Annotated in this window: 17 protein-coding genes and 1 pseudogene; all 18 read left to right on the top strand. The window is 57.5% G+C overall.

The features are described 5' to 3' along the window. Positions 1-11: 11 nt before the first annotated feature. The 18 genes and pseudogenes from AFK62_RS00470 (at position 12) to AFK62_RS00555 (ending at position 22,071) form a co-directional block, all read left to right on the top strand. On the top strand, positions 12-845 hold the full coding sequence (locus AFK62_RS00470) for a type VI secretion system accessory protein TagJ (RefSeq protein WP_007674822.1): 834 nt from the start codon (positions 12-14) through the stop codon (positions 843-845). Then, positions 838-1,407: a type VI secretion system baseplate subunit TssE gene (gene tssE / locus AFK62_RS00475; protein ID WP_007674824.1), complete on the top strand. Its 570-nt coding sequence runs from the start codon at positions 838-840 to the stop codon at positions 1,405-1,407. Before AFK62_RS00470 ends, tssE begins: the two co-directional genes overlap by 8 nt. Positions 1,408-1,409: 2 nt before the next feature. After that, positions 1,410-3,281 (top strand): type VI secretion system baseplate subunit TssF, encoded by a 1,872-nt coding sequence (tssF, locus tag AFK62_RS00480; RefSeq protein ID WP_053531657.1) that lies wholly within the window; start codon positions 1,410-1,412, stop codon positions 3,279-3,281. Next, a complete protein-coding gene (tssG, locus tag AFK62_RS00485) occupies positions 3,278-4,321 on the top strand; it encodes a type VI secretion system baseplate subunit TssG (protein ID WP_007674830.1) in 1,044 nt (347 codons plus the stop codon). Before tssF ends, tssG begins: the two co-directional genes overlap by 4 nt. Before the next feature lie 258 nt (positions 4,322-4,579). Continuing rightward, positions 4,580-5,086 (top strand): annotated as a pseudogene (locus AFK62_RS23025) (DUF4225 domain-containing protein). After that, positions 5,086-5,403, top strand: coding sequence for a hypothetical protein (locus AFK62_RS00495; RefSeq protein WP_032984155.1), 318 nt, complete (start codon positions 5,086-5,088; stop codon positions 5,401-5,403). The pseudogene AFK62_RS23025 and the gene AFK62_RS00495 overlap by 1 nt, the downstream one beginning before the upstream one ends. 46 nt (positions 5,404-5,449) lie before the next feature. Next, the gene (tssH, locus tag AFK62_RS00500; protein WP_007668272.1) at positions 5,450-8,065 is read left to right on the top strand and encodes a type VI secretion system ATPase TssH; all 2,616 of its coding nucleotides are present in this window, start codon (positions 5,450-5,452) and stop codon (positions 8,063-8,065) included. A gap of 30 nt (positions 8,066-8,095) precedes the next feature. After that, the gene (locus AFK62_RS00505) at positions 8,096-9,508 is read left to right on the top strand and encodes a serine/threonine protein kinase (RefSeq protein ID WP_007668265.1); all 1,413 of its coding nucleotides are present in this window, start codon (positions 8,096-8,098) and stop codon (positions 9,506-9,508) included. A gap of 120 nt (positions 9,509-9,628) precedes the next feature. Then, positions 9,629-11,095 carry a hypothetical protein gene (locus tag AFK62_RS00510; protein WP_007668262.1) on the top strand — a complete coding sequence of 489 codons (1,467 nt, stop codon included), beginning with the start codon at positions 9,629-9,631 and terminating at the stop codon, positions 11,093-11,095. Continuing rightward, complete coding sequence (locus AFK62_RS00515; protein ID WP_007668245.1) at positions 11,092-11,850, top strand: ankyrin repeat domain-containing protein; 759 nt, start codon at positions 11,092-11,094, stop codon at positions 11,848-11,850. Before AFK62_RS00510 ends, AFK62_RS00515 begins: the two co-directional genes overlap by 4 nt. Before the next feature lie 141 nt (positions 11,851-11,991). Next, positions 11,992-14,196 (top strand): type VI secretion system Vgr family protein, encoded by a 2,205-nt coding sequence (locus tag AFK62_RS00520; protein WP_082363035.1) that lies wholly within the window; start codon positions 11,992-11,994, stop codon positions 14,194-14,196. 1 nt (position 14,197) lies between these two features. Next, entirely contained in the window at positions 14,198-14,530 is a 333-nt protein-coding gene (locus tag AFK62_RS00525) for a DUF3592 domain-containing protein (RefSeq protein ID WP_038866215.1), read from the top strand. Between the two features lie 16 nt (positions 14,531-14,546). Then, positions 14,547-14,912: a DUF3592 domain-containing protein gene (locus AFK62_RS00530; protein ID WP_007679153.1), complete on the top strand. Its 366-nt coding sequence runs from the start codon at positions 14,547-14,549 to the stop codon at positions 14,910-14,912. Positions 14,913-15,059: 147 nt separating this feature from the next. Further along, positions 15,060-17,600, top strand: coding sequence for a DUF2169 family type VI secretion system accessory protein (locus AFK62_RS00535; protein ID WP_053531658.1), 2,541 nt, complete (start codon positions 15,060-15,062; stop codon positions 17,598-17,600). Beyond that, on the top strand, positions 17,597-18,667 hold the full coding sequence (locus AFK62_RS00540; protein ID WP_007679146.1) for a pentapeptide repeat-containing protein: 1,071 nt from the start codon (positions 17,597-17,599) through the stop codon (positions 18,665-18,667). The genes AFK62_RS00535 and AFK62_RS00540 overlap by 4 nt, the downstream gene beginning before the upstream one ends. A 9-nt stretch (positions 18,668-18,676) precedes the next feature. Beyond that, positions 18,677-19,282 (top strand): DUF3540 domain-containing protein, encoded by a 606-nt coding sequence (locus AFK62_RS00545; protein WP_007679143.1) that lies wholly within the window; start codon positions 18,677-18,679, stop codon positions 19,280-19,282. A gap of 5 nt (positions 19,283-19,287) precedes the next feature. Then, the gene (locus tag AFK62_RS00550; RefSeq protein ID WP_007679141.1) at positions 19,288-19,680 is read left to right on the top strand and encodes a DUF4150 domain-containing protein; all 393 of its coding nucleotides are present in this window, start codon (positions 19,288-19,290) and stop codon (positions 19,678-19,680) included. A 252-nt stretch (positions 19,681-19,932) separates the two neighbouring features. Further along, on the top strand, positions 19,933-22,071 hold the full coding sequence (locus AFK62_RS00555) for a type VI secretion system Vgr family protein (protein WP_053531659.1): 2,139 nt from the start codon (positions 19,933-19,935) through the stop codon (positions 22,069-22,071).

Here is a 22,071-nt window from a genome sequence, read left to right on the forward strand (position 1 = left end):
CAGGAGCCGTTATGAATACGCTGTATCAACAACTGGCCGGCGCGAGCGTCAGCGACGCGCTGACCCGTCTTGAGGGCGATATCAAAGCCCAGCCGGGCAACGCCGATCGCCGCGCCGCGTTTGTGCAATTTCTCTGCCTCAACGCGAACTGGACCCGTGCGCTGACTCAGCTTAAAAGCTGGGCCGCGCTGGCTCCGCAGGCACAGCCGACCGTGACCCTGCTGCAACAGGCTATTGAAGGCGAGCAGAAGCGCGCCGAGGTGCTGGCAGGGCGCGCGCGTCCGGCAATGCCGGGCGAACAGTGGCCGTGGCTGGATCTGCTTTTACAGGCATTGTCCGAAACCGACCCGGCGCGCGCCAGCGAAATGCGAAGCGAAGCGCTGGAACAGGCGGAAGCCAATCCCGGTGAACTGACGCTTGCCACCGGCGACGAACCGGGCGAGCCGGTGCGCTTTGACTGGCTGATGGATGGCGACGCGCGTCTCGGACCGGTGTGCGAGCTTATCGTCAACGGCAACTATTTTTGGGTACCGTTCAGCGCTATTGCTTCCATCCGCTTCCAGGCCCCGGCGAGCGTGACCGATCTGGTGTGGCGTCACGCGATGGTCCAGCTGGTGGATGGCACAGAGCAGGTCTGCCAGATCCCGGCGCGTTACCCGCTGGAAACCGGCGCGGAGGATCGCTTCCTGCTGGCGCGTACGACCGAGTGGCAGCCGCTGGACGCGGAAGGCATTCACTATCTCGGCGCGGGTCAGAAAGTCTGGCTCAGCGGCGAACAGGAGTTCGCGCTGCTGACGCTGGATATGCTCGCTTTCGGGCAACCGGACGACGCTTCGCATGAATAAACCGTATCAGGACGACGGCGGCGATCTGCTGCGTCAGGGCTACCGTTCGCGCCGCAACACCTCAACGGTTGGCGCGCGCGATAAAATGCAGCCCTCGCTGCTCGACCGCCTGACGGACGACGCGCCGGATAAGCGTCAGGAGCCGGTGAACAGCAATCTCGTCTCCCACAGCGCGCTGCGCCGCCATGTCCTGCGCGATTTGCAGTGGCTGTTTAACACCATTAACAACGAAGCGCAGCAGGATCTCAGCCGGGTGGACCACGTACGCCGCTCGGTCTGGAATTTCGGCGTGTCGCCGCTCGCGGGCCAGCGAATGTCGGAGATCGAATGGAACGACATTCAGCAGCGGCTCACCGAGGCGATTTTAAACTTTGAGCCGCGCATTCTGCCGCAGGGGCTGCAAGTGCGCTGCGTTTGCGATACCAAATCGCTTGATCTGCATAACGTATTATCTATCGAGATCAAAGGCCGCCTGTGGTGCGTGCCCTGGCCGCTTGAGTTCCTGTTCCGCACCGATGTGGATCTGGAAAACGGCCACTTTGAGCTTAAAGACGCGGGGTAAACATGGACAGTAAACTGCTCGAATACTACAACCGAGAGCTGGCGTATCTGCGCGAAATGGGCGCGGAATTCGCCGAACGCTACCCGAAAGTGGCGGGCAGGCTCGGTATGCGCGGGATAGAAGTAGCAGACCCGTACATCGAGCGCCTGATGGAAGGCTTTGCCTTTCTCACCTCCCGCGTACAGCTCAAAATGGACGCCGAGTTTCCACGCTTCTCCCAGCGCCTGCTGGAGATGCTGGCGCCAAATTATCTCGCGCCCACACCCTCGATGGCGATTGCTGAACTGCACCCGGACAGCGCCAAAGGGGATTTAAGCAACGGGTTTGTGGTGCCGCGCGGCACCATGATGGACAGCCAGTTACTGAAAAAGAACGGCGTCACCTGTAGCTACGCGACCGCGCACGATGTGCGTCTGCTGCCGCTGCATATCAGCCAGGTTGAACTGGGCGGCGTGCCGGCAGATGCGCCGTTAAGCCAGTTGGGTTTAAGCCAGCGCGGCGCAGTCAGCGCCCTGCGCGTGCGTATCGCCTGCGACGGCCCGGTGATGCTCAACCATCTTGATTTCGACCGGCTCGATTTCTTCCTGAGCGGGCCGGATATCCAGGCGCTGCAGCTGCTGGAACTGCTGATGGAGCATCGCGTCGGCATCTTCTGTCAGACCGTCGGCCCGAAACCAGCGCGCGTCGTTTTGGGTGACGACGCGCTGCGTCAGGAAGGCTTTGACGCTGACCAGGCGCTGCTGCCAGACGACCTGCGCAACTTTGACGGCTACCGCCTGTTGCAGGAGTATTTCGCCTTCCCGGCGCGCTTCCAGTTCCTGAGCCTGCGTGGCATCAGCAAACTGCTGGCCCAGAGCGGCCAGTCCAATGCCTTTGATATCATCATTCTGCTGGATAAAACCGACACGCCGCTGGAGCGCGTGGTTGATAAAAGTCATCTGGCGATGCATTGCACGCCGGTTATCAACCTGTTCCCGAAAATCGCCGAGCGCCAGAAGCTCACCGAAGGCTTAAGCGAATATCACCTGGTGGTGGATAACATTCGCCCGCTCGATTACGAGATTTTCTCGGTCAGTAAAATTTACGCCAGTGAAGACGGCCAGCGTGACGATCAGGTTTTCCGGCCCTTCTGGAGCACCTGGAGTCGTGACGGCGGCAACTATGGCGCCTATTTCTCACTGCGTCGCGAGCAGCGCGCGCTCTCTGAACACGCGTTGCGTTATGGCACACGTACCGGGTATATCGGCTCTGAAGCGTTCGTGTCGCTGGTGGACGCCAACCACGCGCCGTGGCGCGACGAGTTGCGTTACATCACTGCGGAAGTCATGTGCACCAGCCGCGATCTGCCGCTGATGCTGGCGCAGGACATGGGGCAGTTTGTGCTGCCGGATTCCATGCCGGTGCGCGCGCTCACCATGCGCAAAGGCCCGACACCGCCGCGCCCGGCGCTGGCGGAAGGCTTCAGCACCTGGCGGCTTATCAGTCAGCTGCAAATGAACTATTTAAGCCTGATGGACGCGGAAGACGGCGAGGGCGCCGCGGCGCTGCGCCAGTTGCTCGGTCTGTACGCGCGGCTTGCAGAATCGCCCGTGGCGCGCCAGATAGACGGCATTCGCCAGTGCGTGCTGGAGCCGGTGCACCGTCGCGTGCCGGAACCGGGGCCGATTGTGTTCGCCCGCGGTGTTGGCATCTCCATGACGGTCGATGAGCAGGCGTTTTCCGGCTCCAGCCCATGGCTGCTTGGCAGCGTGCTGGAGCGCGTCTTCGCGCGGCTCGTGTCGATGAACAGCTTCACCGAGTTCACCCTGAAGAGCCAGCAGCGCGGCGAAGTAGGGTACTGGGGCCCGCGGATGGGTAAAAGGGCGTTGATATGAGTGAGACGCTGCCGCCGAACGCGCCGGTAAAAAGCGCGTCCCGGTTGCCGGAAGGTTACTGGCAACAGATGATGGCCGCGCCGTGGCGCTACGATCTGTTCCAGATGCTGCGTCGTATTGATGCGCAGGGTGGCGAACGTTACCGCCTGGGCCGCGCGCCGCTACCGCGGTTTGAGCCGCTGCGTATCGGTCAGCAACCGTCGATGGCGTTCGCGCCGTCCACGCTTGCGACCGTAAAGCCGCGCGAGAATACGCCGCTGCACGATGTGTCGATTTTAAGCTTCGGCCTGTTTGGCCCGAATGGCCCGCTGCCGGTGCACCTGACCGAATATGCGCGCGAGCGGCTGTATCATCATCAGGATGACAGCATGAGCGCGTTTGCGGATGTGTTTCATCACCGCCTGACGCTGCTGTTTTACCGCGCCTGGGCCGACGCTCAGCCGACGGCGTCGCTCGACCGTACCGACGGGCCGCGTATTGAAAAATATCTCGCCTCGCTGATTGGTATGGGCCAGCCGGGACAGATGGAAAAGGGCAGCCTGAGCCATCACGCCCGTTATTCGCTGGTCGGCCATCTGTCGCGCAACGGGCGCGACGCCGAGGGGCTTGAGAAAATCCTGCGCCACTATTTCAAGGTGCCGGTGACGATTGTGCAGAACATCCCGCAGTGGATGCCGCTAACCGAACGCGAGAAAGCGCGGCTTGGCGCGGGTCGCCGGCTGCCGCGTCTGGGTGATGCGGCGTTTCTCGGCGTGGCGGTGCGCGACGTACAGCATAAATTCCGCATTGAAATCGGCCCGCTGGATGAAGAGACCTACCAGCGTTTTCTGCCCGGCGAGCCGTGGGTGCAGGAGCTGCGCGACTGGGTGCGTCAGTACATGGGTATCGAATATGAGTGGGAAGTGCGTATCAGCCTGCGTCATGAAGACGTTAAGGGCGTGACGCCGGGCGGTACAGGTCGTCTGGGCTACAGCGCCTGGCTTGGCAAACAGCCCACGCCACAACCGCGCGGCGATCTGGTTTTTCGCCCGGAAAGGTAAAAATTGCGGGACAGGATGTCATACGTTAGTTACCCCAACGAGTAACGTAATAACAAGGATGTTCATATAATGGATTATACAAATAAGAAGATAGAGGACTTATCTCATAAAATAATAGGGTTAGCCTCAGCAATCAGCATACAATACTTGCCAGATTATAGATCCAGAAGCAAATTTATTTCAGAAGCAGACGCTCTGATCTATGAAATTATACGAAATTTCAGGATTAATTGTCTTTCAGTTTCTGGTGCTGAAAAAATGTTTTTTTTCGCCCAGGTTAAAAAAGAAAAAATAAATAACGTTGTTAATTTAATCCTCAAGCAGGTTGGCTTCGTTGGCGGCGGTACACAAATTTTAGCAGGATATGGAGTTTGTGCGGCTACTGTTGGGTTGGCTTGCGCAGCGTTTGGTTCATCATTAGTCGCGCATGGCTTAAATAACATGTTCGAGAATGGTTATTATCTGATGTACAGAAAGGATAAGCCTGGACTAACTCGTCAAGGTTATCGATATGTGGCATAAAAATGAGGTCAATCTAGCAAGGAAGCCGATTCTGCTTATGCAGAAGTGGATTTAACATTATCTACTTATGGATGAGGAAGGCATGTGCTCCGCGAAGATTCATATCGACTATTTCGTCATATTAATAGTGATTTTATTCGTGGTTGGCGAGAGATGGGTAAGGGGTCGCTTGTTACTGAAATGGGTGTTGATTCTACGACACTATATGGAACATACCCGTTATCTCAGGAAGGGAAAAAATAATGCACAGTGAAACAGTGCTTAGTCAGCCCGGCGGCTGGGTTAATGGGGCTTACCTCATAGTGTTGCTGGCGTTGCTGGCGCTGTTTAGCGTGATAAAATTCCGACGACAACCGGGTTCTGCGGTCATAAAAGTGACCGCCTTTTTCTTTATTCTTGCTGGCGCACTTCTTCAGTTTTTTATTTTTCGTTATGGACTAACCGGGGTTTACGAACGGGCTGGCTACTTCCCGCAAGACGCGCTCTGGGTGCGTTTAGCGGGGCTTGCGTTCTGTTGCGCTTACGCGTTTTGCCTGCCTTTACGTCATGCCCGCCATTAATTTTGTTTGTTGCGTTAACTACGCACCTACCTGAACGGAACCGATCATGTCAGAAATCAGCCGTGCCGTACTGTTCGGCAAACTGGATACGCTGTTGTTTACCTCGCTGGAAAGCGCCACCTCCTTCTGCAAGCTGCGCGGCAACCCCTATGTGGAGCTGGCGCACTGGCTGCATCAGCTGATGCAGCAGCAGGACGGTGATTTACAACATCTGATCCGCCATTTTTCACTGGATGAAGAGGCGCTGAGCCGGGATATCGTGGCAGCGCTGGATCGCCTGCCGCGCGGGGCGAGTTCCGTTTCCGATCTCTCGGAGCATATCGACAGCGCAGTTGAGCGCGCATGGGTGTACGGTTCGCTGAAATTCGGCGTGACGCGCATTCGCGGCGGCCATCTGCTTATCGGCATTCTGAAAACCTTTAACCTGGCGAACGTGCTGAAAGGCATCTCCAGCCAGTTCAACCGCATCAGCGCAGACTTGCTGGTAGAGCAGTTCGACGCGATTTTTGCGGGCAGCAAAGAAGCCCAGCAGGCGGTCGCGGCAGCGCCTGACGCCGGCGGTAACGCGCCGGTACAGCAGGGAACGCTGGCGCAGTACGGCCAGGATCTCACCGCGCGTGCGCGCGAAGGCAAAATCGACCCGGTGGTGGGGCGCGATGAAGAGATCCGCCAGATGGTGGATATCCTGATGCGTCGTCGTCAGAACAACCCGCTGCTGACCGGCGAGGCGGGCGTGGGTAAAACCGCGGTCGTGGAAGGCCTCGCGCTGCGTATCGCCGCAGGCGACGTGCCGGAGCCGCTGCAAAACGTACAACTGTGGCTGCTCGATATCGGCATGTTGCAGGCGGGCGCGGGCATGAAAGGCGAATTCGAAGCGCGCCTGCAGGGGCTGATTAACGAAGTGCAGTCCAGCGCCACGCCGATTGTGTTGTTCATTGATGAAATCCACACGCTCATCGGCGCGGGTGGCCAGCAGGGCACCGGCGATGCCGCGAACCTGTTGAAACCAGCGTTAGCGCGCGGTCAGCTGCGCACCATTGGCGCCACCACCTGGGCGGAATATAAAAAATACATTGAGAAAGACCCAGCGCTGACCCGCCGCTTCCAGACCGTGCAGGTGCATGAGCCGGATGAAGAGAAAGCCGTGCTGATGCTGCGCAGCACCGTATCACCGCTCGAAAAACATCACCGCGTGCTGCTGCTCGATGAAGCGGTCAGCGCGGCGGTGAAACTGTCTCACCGTTACATCCCCGCGCGTCAGTTGCCGGATAAAGCCGTCGCGCTGCTGGATACCGCCTGCGCCCGCGTTGCCGTCAGCCAGAGCGCGCCGCCGCCGCAGTTAGAAGATTGTCTGCACCGCATCGCGGCGCTGGATGTGGAAGCGGAAATCGCCGAGCGTGAAGCCCGTGTGGCGGTTGGCGACAGCGATCGCGTGGCGCGTCTTAACGCCGAACGTGAGGCGCTGGAAACCGAACGCGACGCGCTCACCGCCCGCTGGGAAGAAGAGCGTGCGCTGGTGGATGCCATCATCGCCCTGCGCGCCGAGTTGCATATGGCCGATGAAGAGGCGCAACCTGCGCTGCGTGAGACGCTGGCGGAGCGCCAGAACGCGCTGGCAGCCGTTCAGGGCGACGCACCGCTGCTGTTCGCCGCGGTGGACGCCAACGTGGTGGCGGCCGTGGTATCTGACTGGACCGGCATCCCGCTCGGCCGTATGGTCAAAAACGAAATCGACGCCGTGCTAAACCTCGCCGATACGCTGAACCAGCGTGTTATCGGTCAGCGTCACGGGCTGGAGCTTATCGCTAAACGCGTGCGCACCTCCCGCGCGCGTCTCGATGACCCGAACAAACCGGTGGGCGTGTTTATGCTCTGCGGCCCGTCTGGCGTCGGTAAAACCGAAACCGCGCTGGCGCTGGCGGAATCGCTGTACGGCGGCGAGCAGAACGTCATTACCATCAACATGAGCGAGTTCCAGGAAGCGCACACCGTATCGACGCTCAAAGGCGCACCTCCGGGATATGTGGGCTACGGCGAAGGCGGCGTGCTGACCGAAGCGGTTCGTCGTCGTCCTTACAGCGTCGTACTGCTCGATGAAATCGAAAAAGCGCACCCGGACGTGCATGAGATTTTCTTCCAGGTGTTTGATAAAGGCTGGATGGAAGATGGCGAAGGCCGCCATATCGATTTCCGTAACACGATTATTATCCTGACGTCGAACGTCGGCACCGATCTTATCAGTGCCATGTGCGCCGACCCGGACCTGATGCCGGAGCCAGAAGCGCTGAGCGGTGCACTGCGTCAGCCGCTTTTGCAGGTTTTTCCGCCTGCACTGCTGGGCCGATTGCTGGTTGTGCCGTATTATCCGTTAAGCGACGCGATGCTGGCCGAAATTGTGAAATTGCAGCTTAAGCGGATCCAGCGTCGTCTTTCGGAAAATCACGGTATTATTTCTGAATTCGACGACAGCGTGATTACCCAGATTGTGGCGCGTTGCACCGAGGTGGAGTCCGGCGGCCGTATGGTCGATGCGATTCTTACCAACACCCTGCTGCCGCAGATGAGCCAGATATTGCTCACCGCGAGCGCGCAAGACGAGAAATATCGCCGCCTGCGCGTCACCTTCGAGCAGGGTGAGTTTCAGTGTCAGTTTGCGGCGTAACGCCATCATCAAGCAGAGAGTTTTCCAAACATGACGGATTACGAAAACAACCGGACTGTACCCAACGCCCTGCCGATTGGTTACCGTTTCAATGAGTTTGAAATTAAGGAAGTGATTGGTGGTGGCGGTTTCGGCATTGTCTATCGCGCCTGGGACCATCAGCTTGAGCGTACCATTGCGATTAAAGAGTTTATGCCGTCATCGCTGGCGGTACGTAATGACGACATGCGTCTGGTGTTGCGCAGCGACCGCTTCAGCAGGGCGTTTACGGCGGGTCTGAACAGCTTTATTCAGGAGGCGCGTCTGCTGGCGCGCTTCAACCACCCGAATCTGCTGCACGTGCTGCGCTTCTGGGTGCAAAACGACACGGCCTACATGGGCACCGTGTTCTACAGCGGCACGACGCTGTCGCGCCTGAGCAAGCAGCATCCGGAGATGATCAACGAGGCGTGGATCCGCCGCACGCTGCCGATGCTGTTCGGGGCCATTAAAACGATTCACGATGAAGGTTATCTGCATCGCGATATCTCGCTGGACAACATTCAGATCCAGGACAACGGCCTGCCGGTGCTGCTGGATTTCGGCTCGGCGCGCCGCAGCATCGGGAATATCTCCGATGAAACCGAAACCATGCTGCGTCCGGGCTTTGCGCCTATCGAGCAGTACACCGACGATAACGAGAGCGAGCAGGGGCCGTGGACGGATATCTACGCGCTTGGCGCGGTGCTGCATACGCTGATTATGGGCTCGCCGCCGCCGGTGAGCGTGGTGCGCAGCATCGCCGACAGCTACCGCCCGCTCGCTGAAGTGCGCCCGGAAGGTTATTCACTGCCGCTGCTGCAGGCTATTGACCGCGCGCTGGCGCTGAAAATGGAAGATCGCCCGCAGTCGATTGACGACTTCGCCGCACTTATCGAAATGCCGGTTGCCGGGCTTGATGATGTGATGAGCGTGAAAAAGCCAGGTACGATGCTGGTGCCGGTGGAAGAAGAAGAGACCACACCTGCCGCAGAAACCGGCTGGCGTCGTTATAAAGTACCGGGGCTGATTGCTGCGGGCGTGCTGGTTGGCCTGATCGCAGGCGGACTGCTGTTTAGCGGCGGTTCTGACAACCCGTCGGCGGAAACGGCGAGCAACGACAGCGCGCCGCGCGAGCAAGAACCTGCGCAGCAGCCGGTGCAGAACACCGCGCCTGCGACCACGACCACCCAGGACGCCGCGCCGGAGCAGAACGCGCCGGTAGCGCAAATTTACGTGCGCATGAGCGACGGCGAACAACTCTCGCTTAACGGCAAAACGCAAACCGTGACGCCTGCCGAGAACGGCTTTGCCTCGCTGCAACTGCCCACCGGTGAATATCTGCTGGTGATTAAAGGGCGTGGCCAGTCCCGCAGCCAGACGATTAATGTCTCTCGCCCGGGCACCTGGCTTGTAAACCCGTAAGGATACCGGGAGGCGTTCAGGCAGCGCTTACGCAGCCATCCCACCGCGCCTCCCGTCCTGACTCCGGCTTGTGACGTTAAAACACGCCGGCAGGCGAATACCCGCTACAGGACAAAGCGTATGTACCACATCAAAATTGTCTCTATTTTCCGTGAGAACGTCCCGCCCGCGCAGTTTGAGAGGATTATGCGTCCGGACATCGCTGCACAGTGGGTAATGTCTGTGCCGGATAACACCGTACGCTCGCTTTTCTCGCGTTACGATCAGTTTCAACCGACGACCCGTTCCAGCCCGTATCAATCCGGGCGCGATCTTCGCAAGCTGGTGGCGCAGGAGTTCTGGTATGGCAACCTGGTGGCGATTGATGAAAGTTCGCGACCCTGGTCGTCCACGACCGAACTCTATTACATCAATCAGAAAGGAGAGCTGACGCCCACCTACGCGCCGCGATCTTTGTCGTTCCCGTTAGGCAGTATCATCGTGCGCTATGGCGCGATGGTGCGTGTCTATCGGACGCTTCCGCCGCCGACCGTCAGACCGGCGCAGGTCGTGAAATCGAAAGCCGCAATAGGCCCTGAGCTGGCGACACCAGGCAAAGACACGCTCAAGACCGCCGCGCAGCTTAAAGCGATGACCAAGGCGGAGCGCTGGCAGGCGCGTAAAGATCTCATCAGCAAGGGCAACGCCAGTATCTACCCCGATGCGCAGATTGCCGCGAAGCGTCTTGCCGATAACAACATCGCCGTCGAAAAGGCCAAGCTTGCGGGGAATGTTTATAAGACAGTTAACCCGCTGGAAGCCACACCCGGTGTGCCGGAGGGATGGTCAGATATCAGTAATGACGCTGAGGCCCTGAATAAGCTCGGCCTGAAAAGCAGCATGCTGTATGACAATCCCGCGTCCCCGGATTTTCTGGCGCGTGTCTATAAGCCGGATCCTGCCGTCTTTGGCAGCGACATGAACCCGACGGTAGTGTTCAGGGGCTCAAGGGAGCCGGAATTTGCCTCTGTGGGAGATAACCTCTCTTCGCTGTGGAGTAAAGGTGAGCTGGCACCCGTGAAAAACGGCGCGGACTGGTCGAACAACTTTGCGCAGGGGATGGGTAAAAATTCCACGTATTACCAAAGTGCGGTGACTATCGGCGACAAGCTGGCGAAATCCGGTCAGAGCGTCGATATCGCTGGCCACTCACTGGGCGGTGGTCTCGCCTCTGCAGCTTCCATGGCAAGCGGCAAACCGGGCTGGACGTTTAACGCCGCCGGGCTTCACAGCAGCACTGTGGAAAAATATGGCGGCAGTGTGTTGGGTAAAACCGATGATATCCAGGCCTACCGCGTTGAAGGAGAACTGCTGACGAAAGTGCAGGAAGTGAATGTCTGGGAAGACCTTAAGACAATGAAAGGCCTGCCCGTACCGACGCTGCTCAAAGAAGGGGTATCTGCGCTCAGTCCAAACGCCGCAGGCATTCCGCACGATCTCGCCGGAGGCACCGGCAGCGCGCTGGAGCGCCACGGTATTGACCAGGCTATTAACTGTATCGAGCAGCAAAAAGATGAGGATATCGCCATCATCGGGAGTCGCCTGTGAGAAAACTCTTTGTAGGCTGCCTCGCGCTGTGTTTTACCTTCATGATTCAGGGGTGTAAGAAAGATATGGATTTAAATCCGCAGGATTATTTTAGCGGCCAGCAACTGACGCTTGCGAAGGCTATCGAAGCTGGCGATGTCAGCGAAGTAGACAAACAGGCGCCGCAAACCGATCTGAATACCCCCGGCCAGCAGGAAATGACATTACTGTTCTGGGCACTGGGAAATGCTATTGATGATAAAACCGCTGCCCGGTTAAAAATCATTACCGCACTGGTTAAGGCGGGGGCCGATCCGCTTCAGCCGCGCCCTAAGGGACAAAGCAGCCCCGCGGTATTTGTTCTTAATGCGGACAGCGGTGAATGGATCAAGGCGATACTCGACGGCGGTTTATCGCCGGATGCGAAAGACAAAACGTTCCATGAGCCGATTATTTTTGAAACCGTTAAAGCCAAAAATACTGAAACGTTAAAAGCCATGCTCGATGCGGGTGCCAATATCAATATCACCGATTCGCTTGGCAATACGTTGCTTATCGAGGCGCTGGATTATCACGCCTACGATCATGTTATGTTGCTGCTCGATCGCGGTGCCGACCCGGAGATCCACGGTAAATTCGGCTGGACGATGGGCAACCAGCTTGAGCGTTTCCTGAAGCGAGCAAAAGCGGGCAGCGACGAATATAAGACGCTGACCGAGATAAAAGACAAGCTCATCGAGCACGGCGGGAAGTGGCCGCCTGCGCCAGTGAAATAATTCCTGCACGGCCTTACCCGCTGACACGCGCCTGCATGATTTCTGATTATGCAGGCGGTGTCGTTTTTGATAGCGCGGGTTTTATCCCTTCTGCTTTGTCGCTACCCACGCAATAGCATAAAACATAACGGAATGAAGATTATGCTCAACCGAATCACCGTTCAGCTCCCGGTCGAGGGGCTGCTTTTCTGGAAACTTTCCGGGCGCGAGGCGCTGTCGGAGCCGTTTTTATTCACCCTGACGCTGCTGGGCACCGACGCGCGCGCCGAGCGCAGCGCGCTGCTGGGCCAGCCGGTGACAGTGACCATCCCGACGCAGGCGCTGATGACGCCGCGCTACCTCAACGGCAAGGTGACGCGCGTGGCGGTGACGGCCGTGGAGATGTCCGGCACCCGCTACGCGGCGTATGAGCTGACGGTGGAGCCGGACGTGTGGCCGATGCAGCGCGACCGCAACCTGCGTATCTTCCAGGGCCAGACGGTGCCGCAGATAGTGAAAACGCTGCTGGGCGAGAGCCAGGTGAACGTCGAGGAGCGGCTGTCGGGCAGTTACCGGGTGTGGGAGTACTGCGTGCAGTACCAGGAGAGCAGTCTCGACTTCATGAGCCGCCTGCTGGAGCTGGAGGGTATCACCTACCACTTCCGCCACGAGCAGGACCGCCACACGCTCATTCTCACCGACGCGCCGGGGCAGTACGAGCCGTTCCCGGGCTACGAGACCATTCCGTACCACGTGACGCCGTCGGGCGGCACCACGGATGAAGAGGGCATCAGCCAGTGGGCGCTGGAAGACAGCGTGACGCCGGGCATCTACAGCCTGGACGACTACGACTTCCGCAAGCCGAACGCGTGGCTGTTCCAGGCGCGTCAGAACCCGAAATCGCCGCAGCCGGGGAGCATCGACGTCTACGACTGGCCGGGCCGCTTTGTGGAGCACGGTCACGGGGAGTTCTACGCGCGCATCCGCCAGGAGCGGTGGCAGGTGGAGCACCGCCAGACGCAGGGCAGCGGGACGGCGCTGGGTATCGCGCCAGGGCACACCTTTGTACTGCGCAACGCGCCGTTCTTTGGTGACAACGGGGAGTACCTGACCACCGTCGCCCATTACCACTTTGAGGAAAACCGCTACGCGAGTGGCGCAGACAGCAACACCATCCACGAGACGCGCTTTGAGGTGATACCGGCGGACGTGCCGTACCGCCCGTCACAGAAGACGCCGTGGCCCAGAACCTACGGCCCGCAGACGGCGCGGGTGGTGGGCCCGCAGGGCGAGAGTATCTGGACCGACAAATACGGCCGGGTGAAGGTGAAGTTCCACTGGGACCGGCTGGCGAAGGGCGATGACACCAGCTCCGGCTGGGTGCGTGTCTCCAGCGCCTGGGCGGGCCAGGGCTTCGGCGGGGTGCAGATACCGCGCGTGGGCGATGAGGTGGTGGTGGACTTCATCAACGGCGACCCGGATCGTCCGCTGATAACCGGGCGCGTGTACAACGAGGCGAGCATGCCGCCGTGGGAATTACCCGGTGATGCCACACGCATGGGCTTTATGACCCGCAGTAAAGACGGACATCGCGACAATGCCAGCTATCTTTTCTTTGAAGACAAGATGGGCGATGAGTTGCTGGATATGCATGCCGAGAAAAACATGAATATCTCGGTAGAAAACGACAAAACGGTCGCGATTGATGGCTGTCGCACCACCACTATCGGACGCGAGCAAAAAGATGAAGTGACGGGCGATGCTTCTTTCCATTATGGAAAAACGCGAACAACGACTGTTGAAGATGTTGAAACCAGAACATTAAATAATAGTGAAATCACTAAAATTAATAATGGACGTAAGCTCGAGATAACTAGTGGCGGGGATGAAAGCAAAATAACTGGGAATGCTACGTTGCATCTGGATGGCGATAAGAAAGAGACTGTGAATGGGAAAAAAGAAGAACATGTGACAGGTGCAGTCAATGTGAAAATTGATGGTGCATGGACACAGGTCACTCAAGGGGAAGTATTAATAAAATCTCCTAAATTGATTAAAATTCATAGTGATACCAAGGTCATGATTGAGGCACCTGAGTTTGAACATAAAGATAATAAGAAGACACGAGAATCAAATGTTGTAATGGAGTTTATTAATCAAAGTTTTTCTACTCAGACGTTTGGTGCTTCCTATAAATTTGCAGATGCTGGAGTTACTCAATTTGGTGCTGAAGTAAAAGGAATAGTATATTCAGATACTTATTTTGATCTGGCTACTGAAAAAGGCAATGTTACGCTTAATAGAGGGCTTCGCGTTGTAAACGACGTCCTAAGCATAAAACTAGCCCGATTAAATATTTGGAGTTGATATGACAACGAAAGTTATCGTCGCGATACTGTTAGTAGGTTTTTTTGTATACACGATTGGCAAGTCCTTTTATAACGATGCATTGATCCGAAAAAAAGGAACAATTGTTACAGCAGTGGTTTTAAAATCAGTGCAGTTAAGCAGTAACGAAACTGGTAATATAAACGGTTCTTTTGTCGTAAAGTTCAATGACCCTAAAAAAGGAGAAAGAGTGGTTGGATTCGAATCGACGATTCCCCAGTTATATGCGCCTCGTGTTCAACCTGGCTGTGAAATACAACTAAGATATCTCGGTGACGGCGATATAGTGAAGGCGAATTTCATTTTTGAATAAGGGATGAAGATAAAAAGTGCACTGGATTTTGTACGTTGTTTACGGCATTCCGATTGGGTTGTTTAGTTTTCTGATTGGTTATTTATTGATTCGGGACCGGAAGAGAAATCGCATTAAGCAAAACATCCAGTGCAATGGTGTTGATACCACGGCGGTCATCACTAAAGCCTGGAGTCGTTCAGGTGGTGCGGGATGTCTCAATATTACGCTTGAAATTACTTACCGTACCGAAACAGGAGAAGAGGTTCGTAACCAGGCCGATGCAGTAATTAATGCTATGAATACGGCGAATTACCAGCCCGGAAAGACCGTTGCGTTGCGCTATCTGAACAGCGATCCGTTGAAGGTAATTTTGGATATTCCTCATCCCTTGCGCCGTTGATTTACCGTTGCCGCCAGCGCGTACGGAGGCTAAGAAAGACCTCATCCTCTGGTTAACGCATTTATAAAAATAAGGCGTCAGTCATTTTCCTTCAGGGCCGTTGGGCTCTGTCTCTGCTTTCTTTGTCGTTCATGAAGGACACATGGCATGAAAATCGTTAAGCCCCTGCGCCTGAGCGTACTGAACCGGCCTTTTCGCTGGGAGGGGAAAAACTATCTGGGCGTATCGGTAATTGCGCTCGCGGACATGGGGCCCAGCCCAAAACTGCGACCGGAGGTAGAACTCTGGCAACTGGCGGCGGGTGAGCTGCAAACCAGCGGTGGGATTATCGACATGGCCATCCCGAAAGTGCGCGCCGAGTTTCTGGCGACCGGCCATGCCTACACCCACCATCAGCAGGAAAAAACCGCCTGCGCAGTGCGTATAGATGTGGAGAACCTCAGTAAAACGCTGGCCGTCTTCGGCGATCGCTACTGGGCGGGCAGCAAAATGACGATGCCCCGACCTTTTGATGAGATGCGTCTTGACTGGAGCCGCGCCTACGGCGGCGAAGGTTATGAAGAAAACCCGCACGGCGTCGGGTTCCGGCCGGAAATCCATCAGGGGCATGAGTTTCGTCGTCTGCCGAATATCGAACCTTTCGAAGGGCGCATGATATCGCCAAAACAGAAGCCGGAGCCTGCAAGCTTCGGGCCGCTGGATATTCTCTGGCCGCGCCGGTTCGGCCGCATGGGCAAAAAGTATGACGCCAGCTGGCTGCAGAACGATTTCCCCGGCTTTGCGAAAGATATCGACTGGAAAGTGTTTAACGCCGCAAGCCCTGACCAGTGGTGGCAGGATCGGGATACGCTGCCGCCGCAGGCAAAATGGCGCATCTGGAATATGCACCCTGAAAAACCGCTCCAGGAAGGGTCGCTGCCGCCGTGGCAGGCGCGTTGCTTTATCAATCGCCTGCGTGGCGATGAAACCCTGTTTGAGGAAGTGGCACTACGTGCCACCACCGTCTGGTTCTTCCCGCATCTCGAACAGATGATGCTGATCTGGCAGGGGCACATCCGCGTTAATGAAGATGATGCGGCTGACGTGCTGCAACTTCTGCCCGCCATGGAAAAGGTAGGCGCGTCCCGTTCGGTCAATCACTACCGTAAAGTGCTGGCCCAGCGCATGGATAAAGAGAAAGGGGCGCTGTTCGCTTTTCGTGAGAAGGATTTGGTGCCGGAGGATGCTATCGGTCCCTGGATCGACAGCGAAGTGGAAGAGTCCGCCAGCCCGATGCGCGACAACATGAATAATCGCGCCAGTCAGCTTCGCGAGCAGCACCGCGCCCGTATTGAAGCCAGCGGCGGTGACGTAAACGATCTGCTGGGAGATTTCGAAGAGCCCGCAATGCCGAAGCTGGATGAACTCCCCGAGTTTATCGAAAAGATGGAAAAGCAGGCCGCAGAGATGCAAGCGAAAGCCGAAGCGCGTAAACGTGAAATGGAAGCGCGCTTCCCGCAGGGAAATAGCGAAGATAACCAGCCGCGCGGCCCGGAAGCGATGCACCGTATGCAGGAGATGCTGTATCGCAACCGCGACAGCCTCGGTGAGAAGAAGCTGGCGCAAAGTCGCGACGCGCTGCATCAGATGTACCTGATGTCCGTTCAGCATCAGCCGCCAGCACGTCGCCTGAAAGGCGATCTGGCGCAGATTATCCGTCAGCGCGCCGAACGCACCCTGGCGCAGGGCGGGGATTTCAGCGGCATCGATCTGACTGGCGTGGATTTCTCCGGTATGGATTTGCGTGGTGCGAATTTCAGTAAGGCGCTGCTGGAATGCGCCGATCTCAGCCATTGCCAGTTGGATGGCGCGAACTTCCGCGGTGCTATGCTGGCGCGTGCTGAGCTGCACCACACGTCGCTTCGCGAGTGCAATTTCGAAGGTGCAAGCCTGTCGCTGGCCCAGTGCTGCCATAGCGATTTTAGCGGCGCACGTTTTAAAGACACGCAGTTGCAGGAGACCCTGCTGGATGACTGCATGTTCGATGACGCCACGCTGGAAGGGCTGCTGTTCCGGGAAACCTGGTTTACCCGCTGCCGGTTCCATCGGACGATGCTCGATAGCTGCGTTTTTCTTGAGTTGACGCTGCCGGGTCTCGATTTCCACCAGGCGCGTCTGCATAAGACGACATTTGTGAAATCCACATTAGAAGCAGCGGACTTCAGCGAAGCGATGCTGGACAGTTGCTCCTTTGTGGAAACGAACGCCGACGAAGCGCGCTTTATCAGCGCGACCTGGGTAACCTGCGCAGCGGCATCGGAAAGCACGTTCAACCGTGCCGATTTCACCCATGCGACGCTGCGGCAAAGCAACCTGCGTCAGACGGCGCTGTGTGGTGCAAGCTTTGCGCTGGCAAAACTTGAGAACACTGACCTCAGCGAAGCCGACTGCCGTGGCGCCAGTTTTCAGCGCGCCTGTATGGTGGGCAGCATGTTTATTCGTACGGATTTCCGTGGGGTGGATTTTACCAACGCCAACCTGATGGGGGCGTTGCTGCAAAAAAGCCAGCTGGGCGGGGCCGATTTTAACGGCGCTAATCTGTTCCGCGCGGATCTTTCCCAGTCGTTCACGAGTGATGAGACCCGCATGAACGGCGCGTTTACCAAACGCGTAAAAACCCTGCCGAAGCGTGACGGAGAAGTGGTATGACAACGCTCAGCGCAGCGGAGCTGCAACAGAAAATCAAAAACGGCGAAGCCATTATCGAACTCACACTGGATGGGCTCGATTTACAAGGCTGCGATCTGTCGGGCGGTATTTTTCAGGAAGTGTCGTTCACCGGGGCTAACCTTCGCGGCGCAAAGCTGCATGAAACGCTCTTTACCGAATGCTCGATGAATCAGGTGGATCTCAGCGGTGCGCATCTGGAGCAGACGGTCTTTAACCAGTGTGAGCTTAATAATATTCACGTGCGTGAAACGACGCTTAAAGAGTGCGTGTTCAACCAGTGCGCACTCAGTGGCAGTGATTTCTCACACAGCGCGCTGTTAAGCACGCAGTTTATGAACTGTACGCTTAAGGACAGTCACTTCACGCAGGTGCAACTCGACCGTAGCGTCTTTTTTGAATCACCACTGGAAAACGTCGTACTTAGCGGCTGCCAGAGTTTGATGGCCACGTTTTATGGCATCGATTTGCGTACCACGTCGCTGGAGAACGGCACGTTTGAGCGAACCGTCTTTTTTGACTGCGACCAGCGCGGCAAAAACTATTCGCAGCAGCAGTTTGTCGGTTGCCAGTTTACGGACTGCCAACTGGAAGGCGCGCAGTTTGAAGGCGCGCAACTGCCGCAGTGCAATTTCAAAGGCGCAACGCTTAAAGGTGCACAGCTTCAACGCGTCAACGCCAGCCAGGCGCTGTTTATGGAAGCCGATCTGAGCGAGGCGCAGTGCCAGAACAGCGTGTTTGATCAGGCGATATTCGTGGGCGCGACGCTGCAACAGACGGATTTCAGCCACAGCCGGTTATTCCAGTGCATTTTCCAGCAGGCGAGTGCGACGGGTGCGCGGTTTACCCAGAGTGACCTGACCTACAGCGACTTTTCCGGCGCCGATCTGCGTCTTGCCGATTTACGCGGCGCCACCTTTTCACGCACCCGTTTACACCGGGCGCGCCAGGACAATGCCCTGTTTTCCAATCGTCAGGGCATTCTGGAATATGACGAAGAATTATTGACGGCTGAAGCCTGGAGCGCGCAGCGCCAGAGCCGTATCTAAGGAGAGAACATGAGCAATATTAATCACAAGCTGGCCCAGACGATTACACCGCCTGTTCAGGCGTCCGGCACCGTTACCCACTGTTTCGCCGACGGCAGTCTGATGGTGGAAAGCGAAGGCCGCGGCTGGCATTGCCGTCGCGCCGCCAGCTGCGTTATCGCGCCGCAGGCAGGCGACACGGCGTTGATTGCCAGCGTCGATAATCAGCTTTGGTTGCTGGCGGTACTGGAGCGCGCCAATCCACAAAGTGCGGAGCTTAGTGTACCGGGCGATCTGCATATCCGCAGCGCAGGTGAACTCAGCCTCAGCGGCGAGGCGCTGCGTGTCAGCGCGCAGCAGGGCGACTGCCACATCAGCGAGATGAAATACAGTGGCGATAAGCTCTCGGCATGGGTAAGCCTTTCGCGCATCGTTGGCAAGCGTGCGGAGTCAGTCTGGCAGACGGTAACGCAGATAAGCCATAATCTGTTCCGCTCCACGCGGCAGACAGAGCAGGTGCGCGCAGGCCAGTTGGATATGAAAGCTGAGGATTACGCACGACTGCATGCGCACAATACGGTGATTACGTCCAAAGCGATCACCAAAGTCGATTCAGAACAGATCCACATGGGGTAATCATTATGTTCGCTAATTGCCAGCTGTTTGGCATGGATTTGGCGTTTCCGGACGTCTGCCTGACGCCAATGCCTGCACCAACGCCGATCCCTTACCCTGATATCGCGCTCGGCCCAACGGCCATCCCGAACGCGCTGAATATTCTCTTTATGGGTATGCCCGCGCATAACATGGCAACGGTCACGCCGCTCACCAATGGTGATAACCCAGGTGTAGCGACGGGTGTCGCCTCAGGTACGGTCATGGGACCGTCACGCCACCTGACGGGCGCGTTTACCGTGCTGCTTAAAGGTACGCCCGCCACGCGCCTGACCAGCGTCAGCCTGCAAAACTCAACCAACGCGGTGGGGATGCGTATTGTCCCCAGCCAGTTCAAGGTATTAATGCTGGCGCCCTGAAAACTACGTTTACAGGTGAACAAAAGTACCCGAAGCCGGGCTTTTGCCGCAGGCAAGGGCCCGGTTTTTTACAGCCACCGCCGTTACTGTTGTTTTTTTACGGCAGCGCAACGGCTGGGTTGGGCTATTAAAAAGAAAGTTCTGCGCTAATTATCGAAAGCGCAAATCCTTTTGTTTTACTTATCCGCACTGCGTTTATTCGCAAGAAAGATAACCATTCTGTAATGTTCCTCAGCGATATGGACTGAAGTTATGCTCAACCGAATCACCGTTCAGCTCCCGGTCGAGGGGCTGCTTTTCTGGAAACTTTCCGGGCGCGAGGCGCTGTCGGAGCCGTTTTTATTCACCCTGACGCTGCTGGGCACGGATGCGCGCGCCGAGCGCAGCGCGCTGCTGGGCCAGCCGGTGACGGTGACCATCCCGACGCAGGCGCTGATGACGCCGCGCTACCTCAACGGCAAGGTGACCCGGGTGGCGGTGACCGCCGTGGAGATGTCCGGCACCCGCTACGCGGCGTATGAGCTGACGGTGGAGCCGGACGTGTGGCCGATGCAGCGCGACCGCAACCTGCGTATCTTCCAGGGCCAGACGGTGCCGCAGATAGTGAAAACGCTGCTGGGCGAGAGCCAGGTGAACGTCGAGGAGCGGCTGTCGGGCAGTTACCGGGTGTGGGAATACTGCGTGCAGTACCAGGAGAGCAGTCTGGACTTCATGAGCCGCCTGCTGGAGCTGGAGGGCATCACCTATCACTTCCGCCACGAGCAGGACCGCCACACCCTGGTGCTCACCGACGCGCCGGGCCAGTACGAGCCGTTCCCCGGCTACGAGACCATTCCGTACCACGTGACGCCGTCGGGCGGCACCACGGATGAAGAGGGCATCAGCCAGTGGGCGCTGGAGGACAGCGTGACGCCGGGTATCTACAGCCTCGACGACTACGATTTCCGCAAGCCGAACGCGTGGCTGTTCCAGGCACGGCAGAACCCGAAATCGCCGCAGCCGGGGAGCATCGACGTCTACGACTGGCCGGGCCGCTTTGTGGAGCACGGCCACGGTGAGTTCTACGCCCGCATCCGCCAGGAGCGGTGGCAGGTGGAGCACCGCCAGACGCAGGGCAGCGGGACGGCGCTGGGTATCGCGCCGGGGCACACCTTTGTGCTGCGCAACGCCCCGTTCTTCGGCGACAACGGGGAGTACCTGACCACCGTCGCCCATTACCACTTTGAGGAGAACCGCTACGCCAGTGGCGCAGACAGCAACACCATTCACGAGACGCGCTTTGAGGTGATACCGGCGGACGTGCCGTACCGCCCGTCACAGAAGACGCCGTGGCCCAGAACCTACGGCCCGCAGACGGCGCGGGTGGTGGGCCCGCAGGGCGAGAGTATCTGGACCGACAAATACGGGCGGGTGAAGGTGAAGTTCCACTGGGACCGGCTGGCGAAGGGCGATGACACCAGCTCCGGCTGGGTGCGTGTCTCCAGCGCGTGGGCGGGCCAGGGCTTCGGCGGGGTGCAGATACCGCGCGTGGGCGATGAGGTGGTGGTGGACTTCATCAACGGCGACCCGGACCGTCCGCTGATAACCGGGCGCGTGTATAACGAAGCGAGCATGCCGCCGTGGTCGCTGCCGGCAGCGGCGACGCAGATGGGCTTTTTAAGCCGCTCGAAGGACGGCTCGCCGGACAACGCCAACGCCCTGCGCTTCGAGGATAAAGCCGGGGCCGAGCAGGTGTGGCTGCACGCGGAAAGAAATATGGATACCGAAGTGGAGAATGACGAAACCCATTCGGTCGGCAGCAACCGCACTAAAACGATTGGCGCGAACGAAACCACGACGGTTAAGAAAAACCGTACGGAAACGGTCGTCGAAAACGAAACGATCACCGTGCACCAGAACCGCACCGAGACGGTGGATGGCAATGAAACGATTACTGTTCATTCCAACCGTACTGAAACGGTGGATCAGAATGAAGAGGTGCGTATCGGGCAAAACCAGAGCGTGACGGTGAACGGCGCGCAGACGCTGCGCGTCGATAAGACCAAAACCGAGACCATTGCGCTCGCCTCCATGCTGAACGTCGGCCTGGCGCAAAACACCAATATTGGCGCAGCCTATGTGCTGAACGTCGGCGCAGGCTGGATGACCAACGTCGGCGCGATGCAGATGCATAACGTTGCGCTCAAATACTCGGTGAATTCAGGCAAAGATCTCAGTTTATCGGCAGGCACCACCGCCGATTTCAGCGCAGAAGACAAAATCACGCTGGTTTGCGGGGAGTCGATGATCGTGCTTGAGCAAAACGGCACCATTACGCTTAGCGCCAATAAGATCAAGATGGTTGGCGAGAAGGTTATCGACATCGACGGTACGGAAATCAATATCAACTGA

The sequence above is a fragment of the Cronobacter condimenti 1330 genome (assembly GCF_001277255.1).
Classification (GTDB): Bacteria; Pseudomonadota; Gammaproteobacteria; order Enterobacterales; family Enterobacteriaceae; genus Cronobacter; species Cronobacter condimenti.

Excerpts from the sequence above, each read along its gene's own strand:
- AFK62_RS00470 (WP_007674822.1), top strand. The coding sequence starts at position 12 with ATGAATACGCTGTATCAACAACTGGCCGGCGCGAGCGTCAGCGACGCG.
- tssE (WP_007674824.1), top strand. The coding sequence starts at position 838 with ATGAATAAACCGTATCAGGACGACGGCGGCGATCTGCTGCGTCAGGGC.
- tssF (WP_053531657.1), top strand. The coding sequence starts at position 1,410 with ATGGACAGTAAACTGCTCGAATACTACAACCGAGAGCTGGCGTATCTG.
- tssG (WP_007674830.1), top strand. The coding sequence starts at position 3,278 with ATGAGTGAGACGCTGCCGCCGAACGCGCCGGTAAAAAGCGCGTCCCGG.
- AFK62_RS00495 (WP_032984155.1), top strand. The coding sequence starts at position 5,086 with ATGCACAGTGAAACAGTGCTTAGTCAGCCCGGCGGCTGGGTTAATGGG.
- tssH (WP_007668272.1), top strand. The coding sequence starts at position 5,450 with ATGTCAGAAATCAGCCGTGCCGTACTGTTCGGCAAACTGGATACGCTG.
- AFK62_RS00505 (WP_007668265.1), top strand. The coding sequence starts at position 8,096 with ATGACGGATTACGAAAACAACCGGACTGTACCCAACGCCCTGCCGATT.
- AFK62_RS00510 (WP_007668262.1), top strand. The coding sequence starts at position 9,629 with ATGTACCACATCAAAATTGTCTCTATTTTCCGTGAGAACGTCCCGCCC.
- AFK62_RS00520 (WP_082363035.1), top strand. The coding sequence starts at position 11,992 with ATGCTCAACCGAATCACCGTTCAGCTCCCGGTCGAGGGGCTGCTTTTC.
- AFK62_RS00525 (WP_038866215.1), top strand. The coding sequence starts at position 14,198 with ATGACAACGAAAGTTATCGTCGCGATACTGTTAGTAGGTTTTTTTGTA.
- AFK62_RS00535 (WP_053531658.1), top strand. The coding sequence starts at position 15,060 with ATGAAAATCGTTAAGCCCCTGCGCCTGAGCGTACTGAACCGGCCTTTT.
- AFK62_RS00540 (WP_007679146.1), top strand. The coding sequence starts at position 17,597 with ATGACAACGCTCAGCGCAGCGGAGCTGCAACAGAAAATCAAAAACGGC.
- AFK62_RS00545 (WP_007679143.1), top strand. The coding sequence starts at position 18,677 with ATGAGCAATATTAATCACAAGCTGGCCCAGACGATTACACCGCCTGTT.
- AFK62_RS00550 (WP_007679141.1), top strand. The coding sequence starts at position 19,288 with ATGTTCGCTAATTGCCAGCTGTTTGGCATGGATTTGGCGTTTCCGGAC.
- AFK62_RS00555 (WP_053531659.1), top strand. The coding sequence starts at position 19,933 with ATGCTCAACCGAATCACCGTTCAGCTCCCGGTCGAGGGGCTGCTTTTC.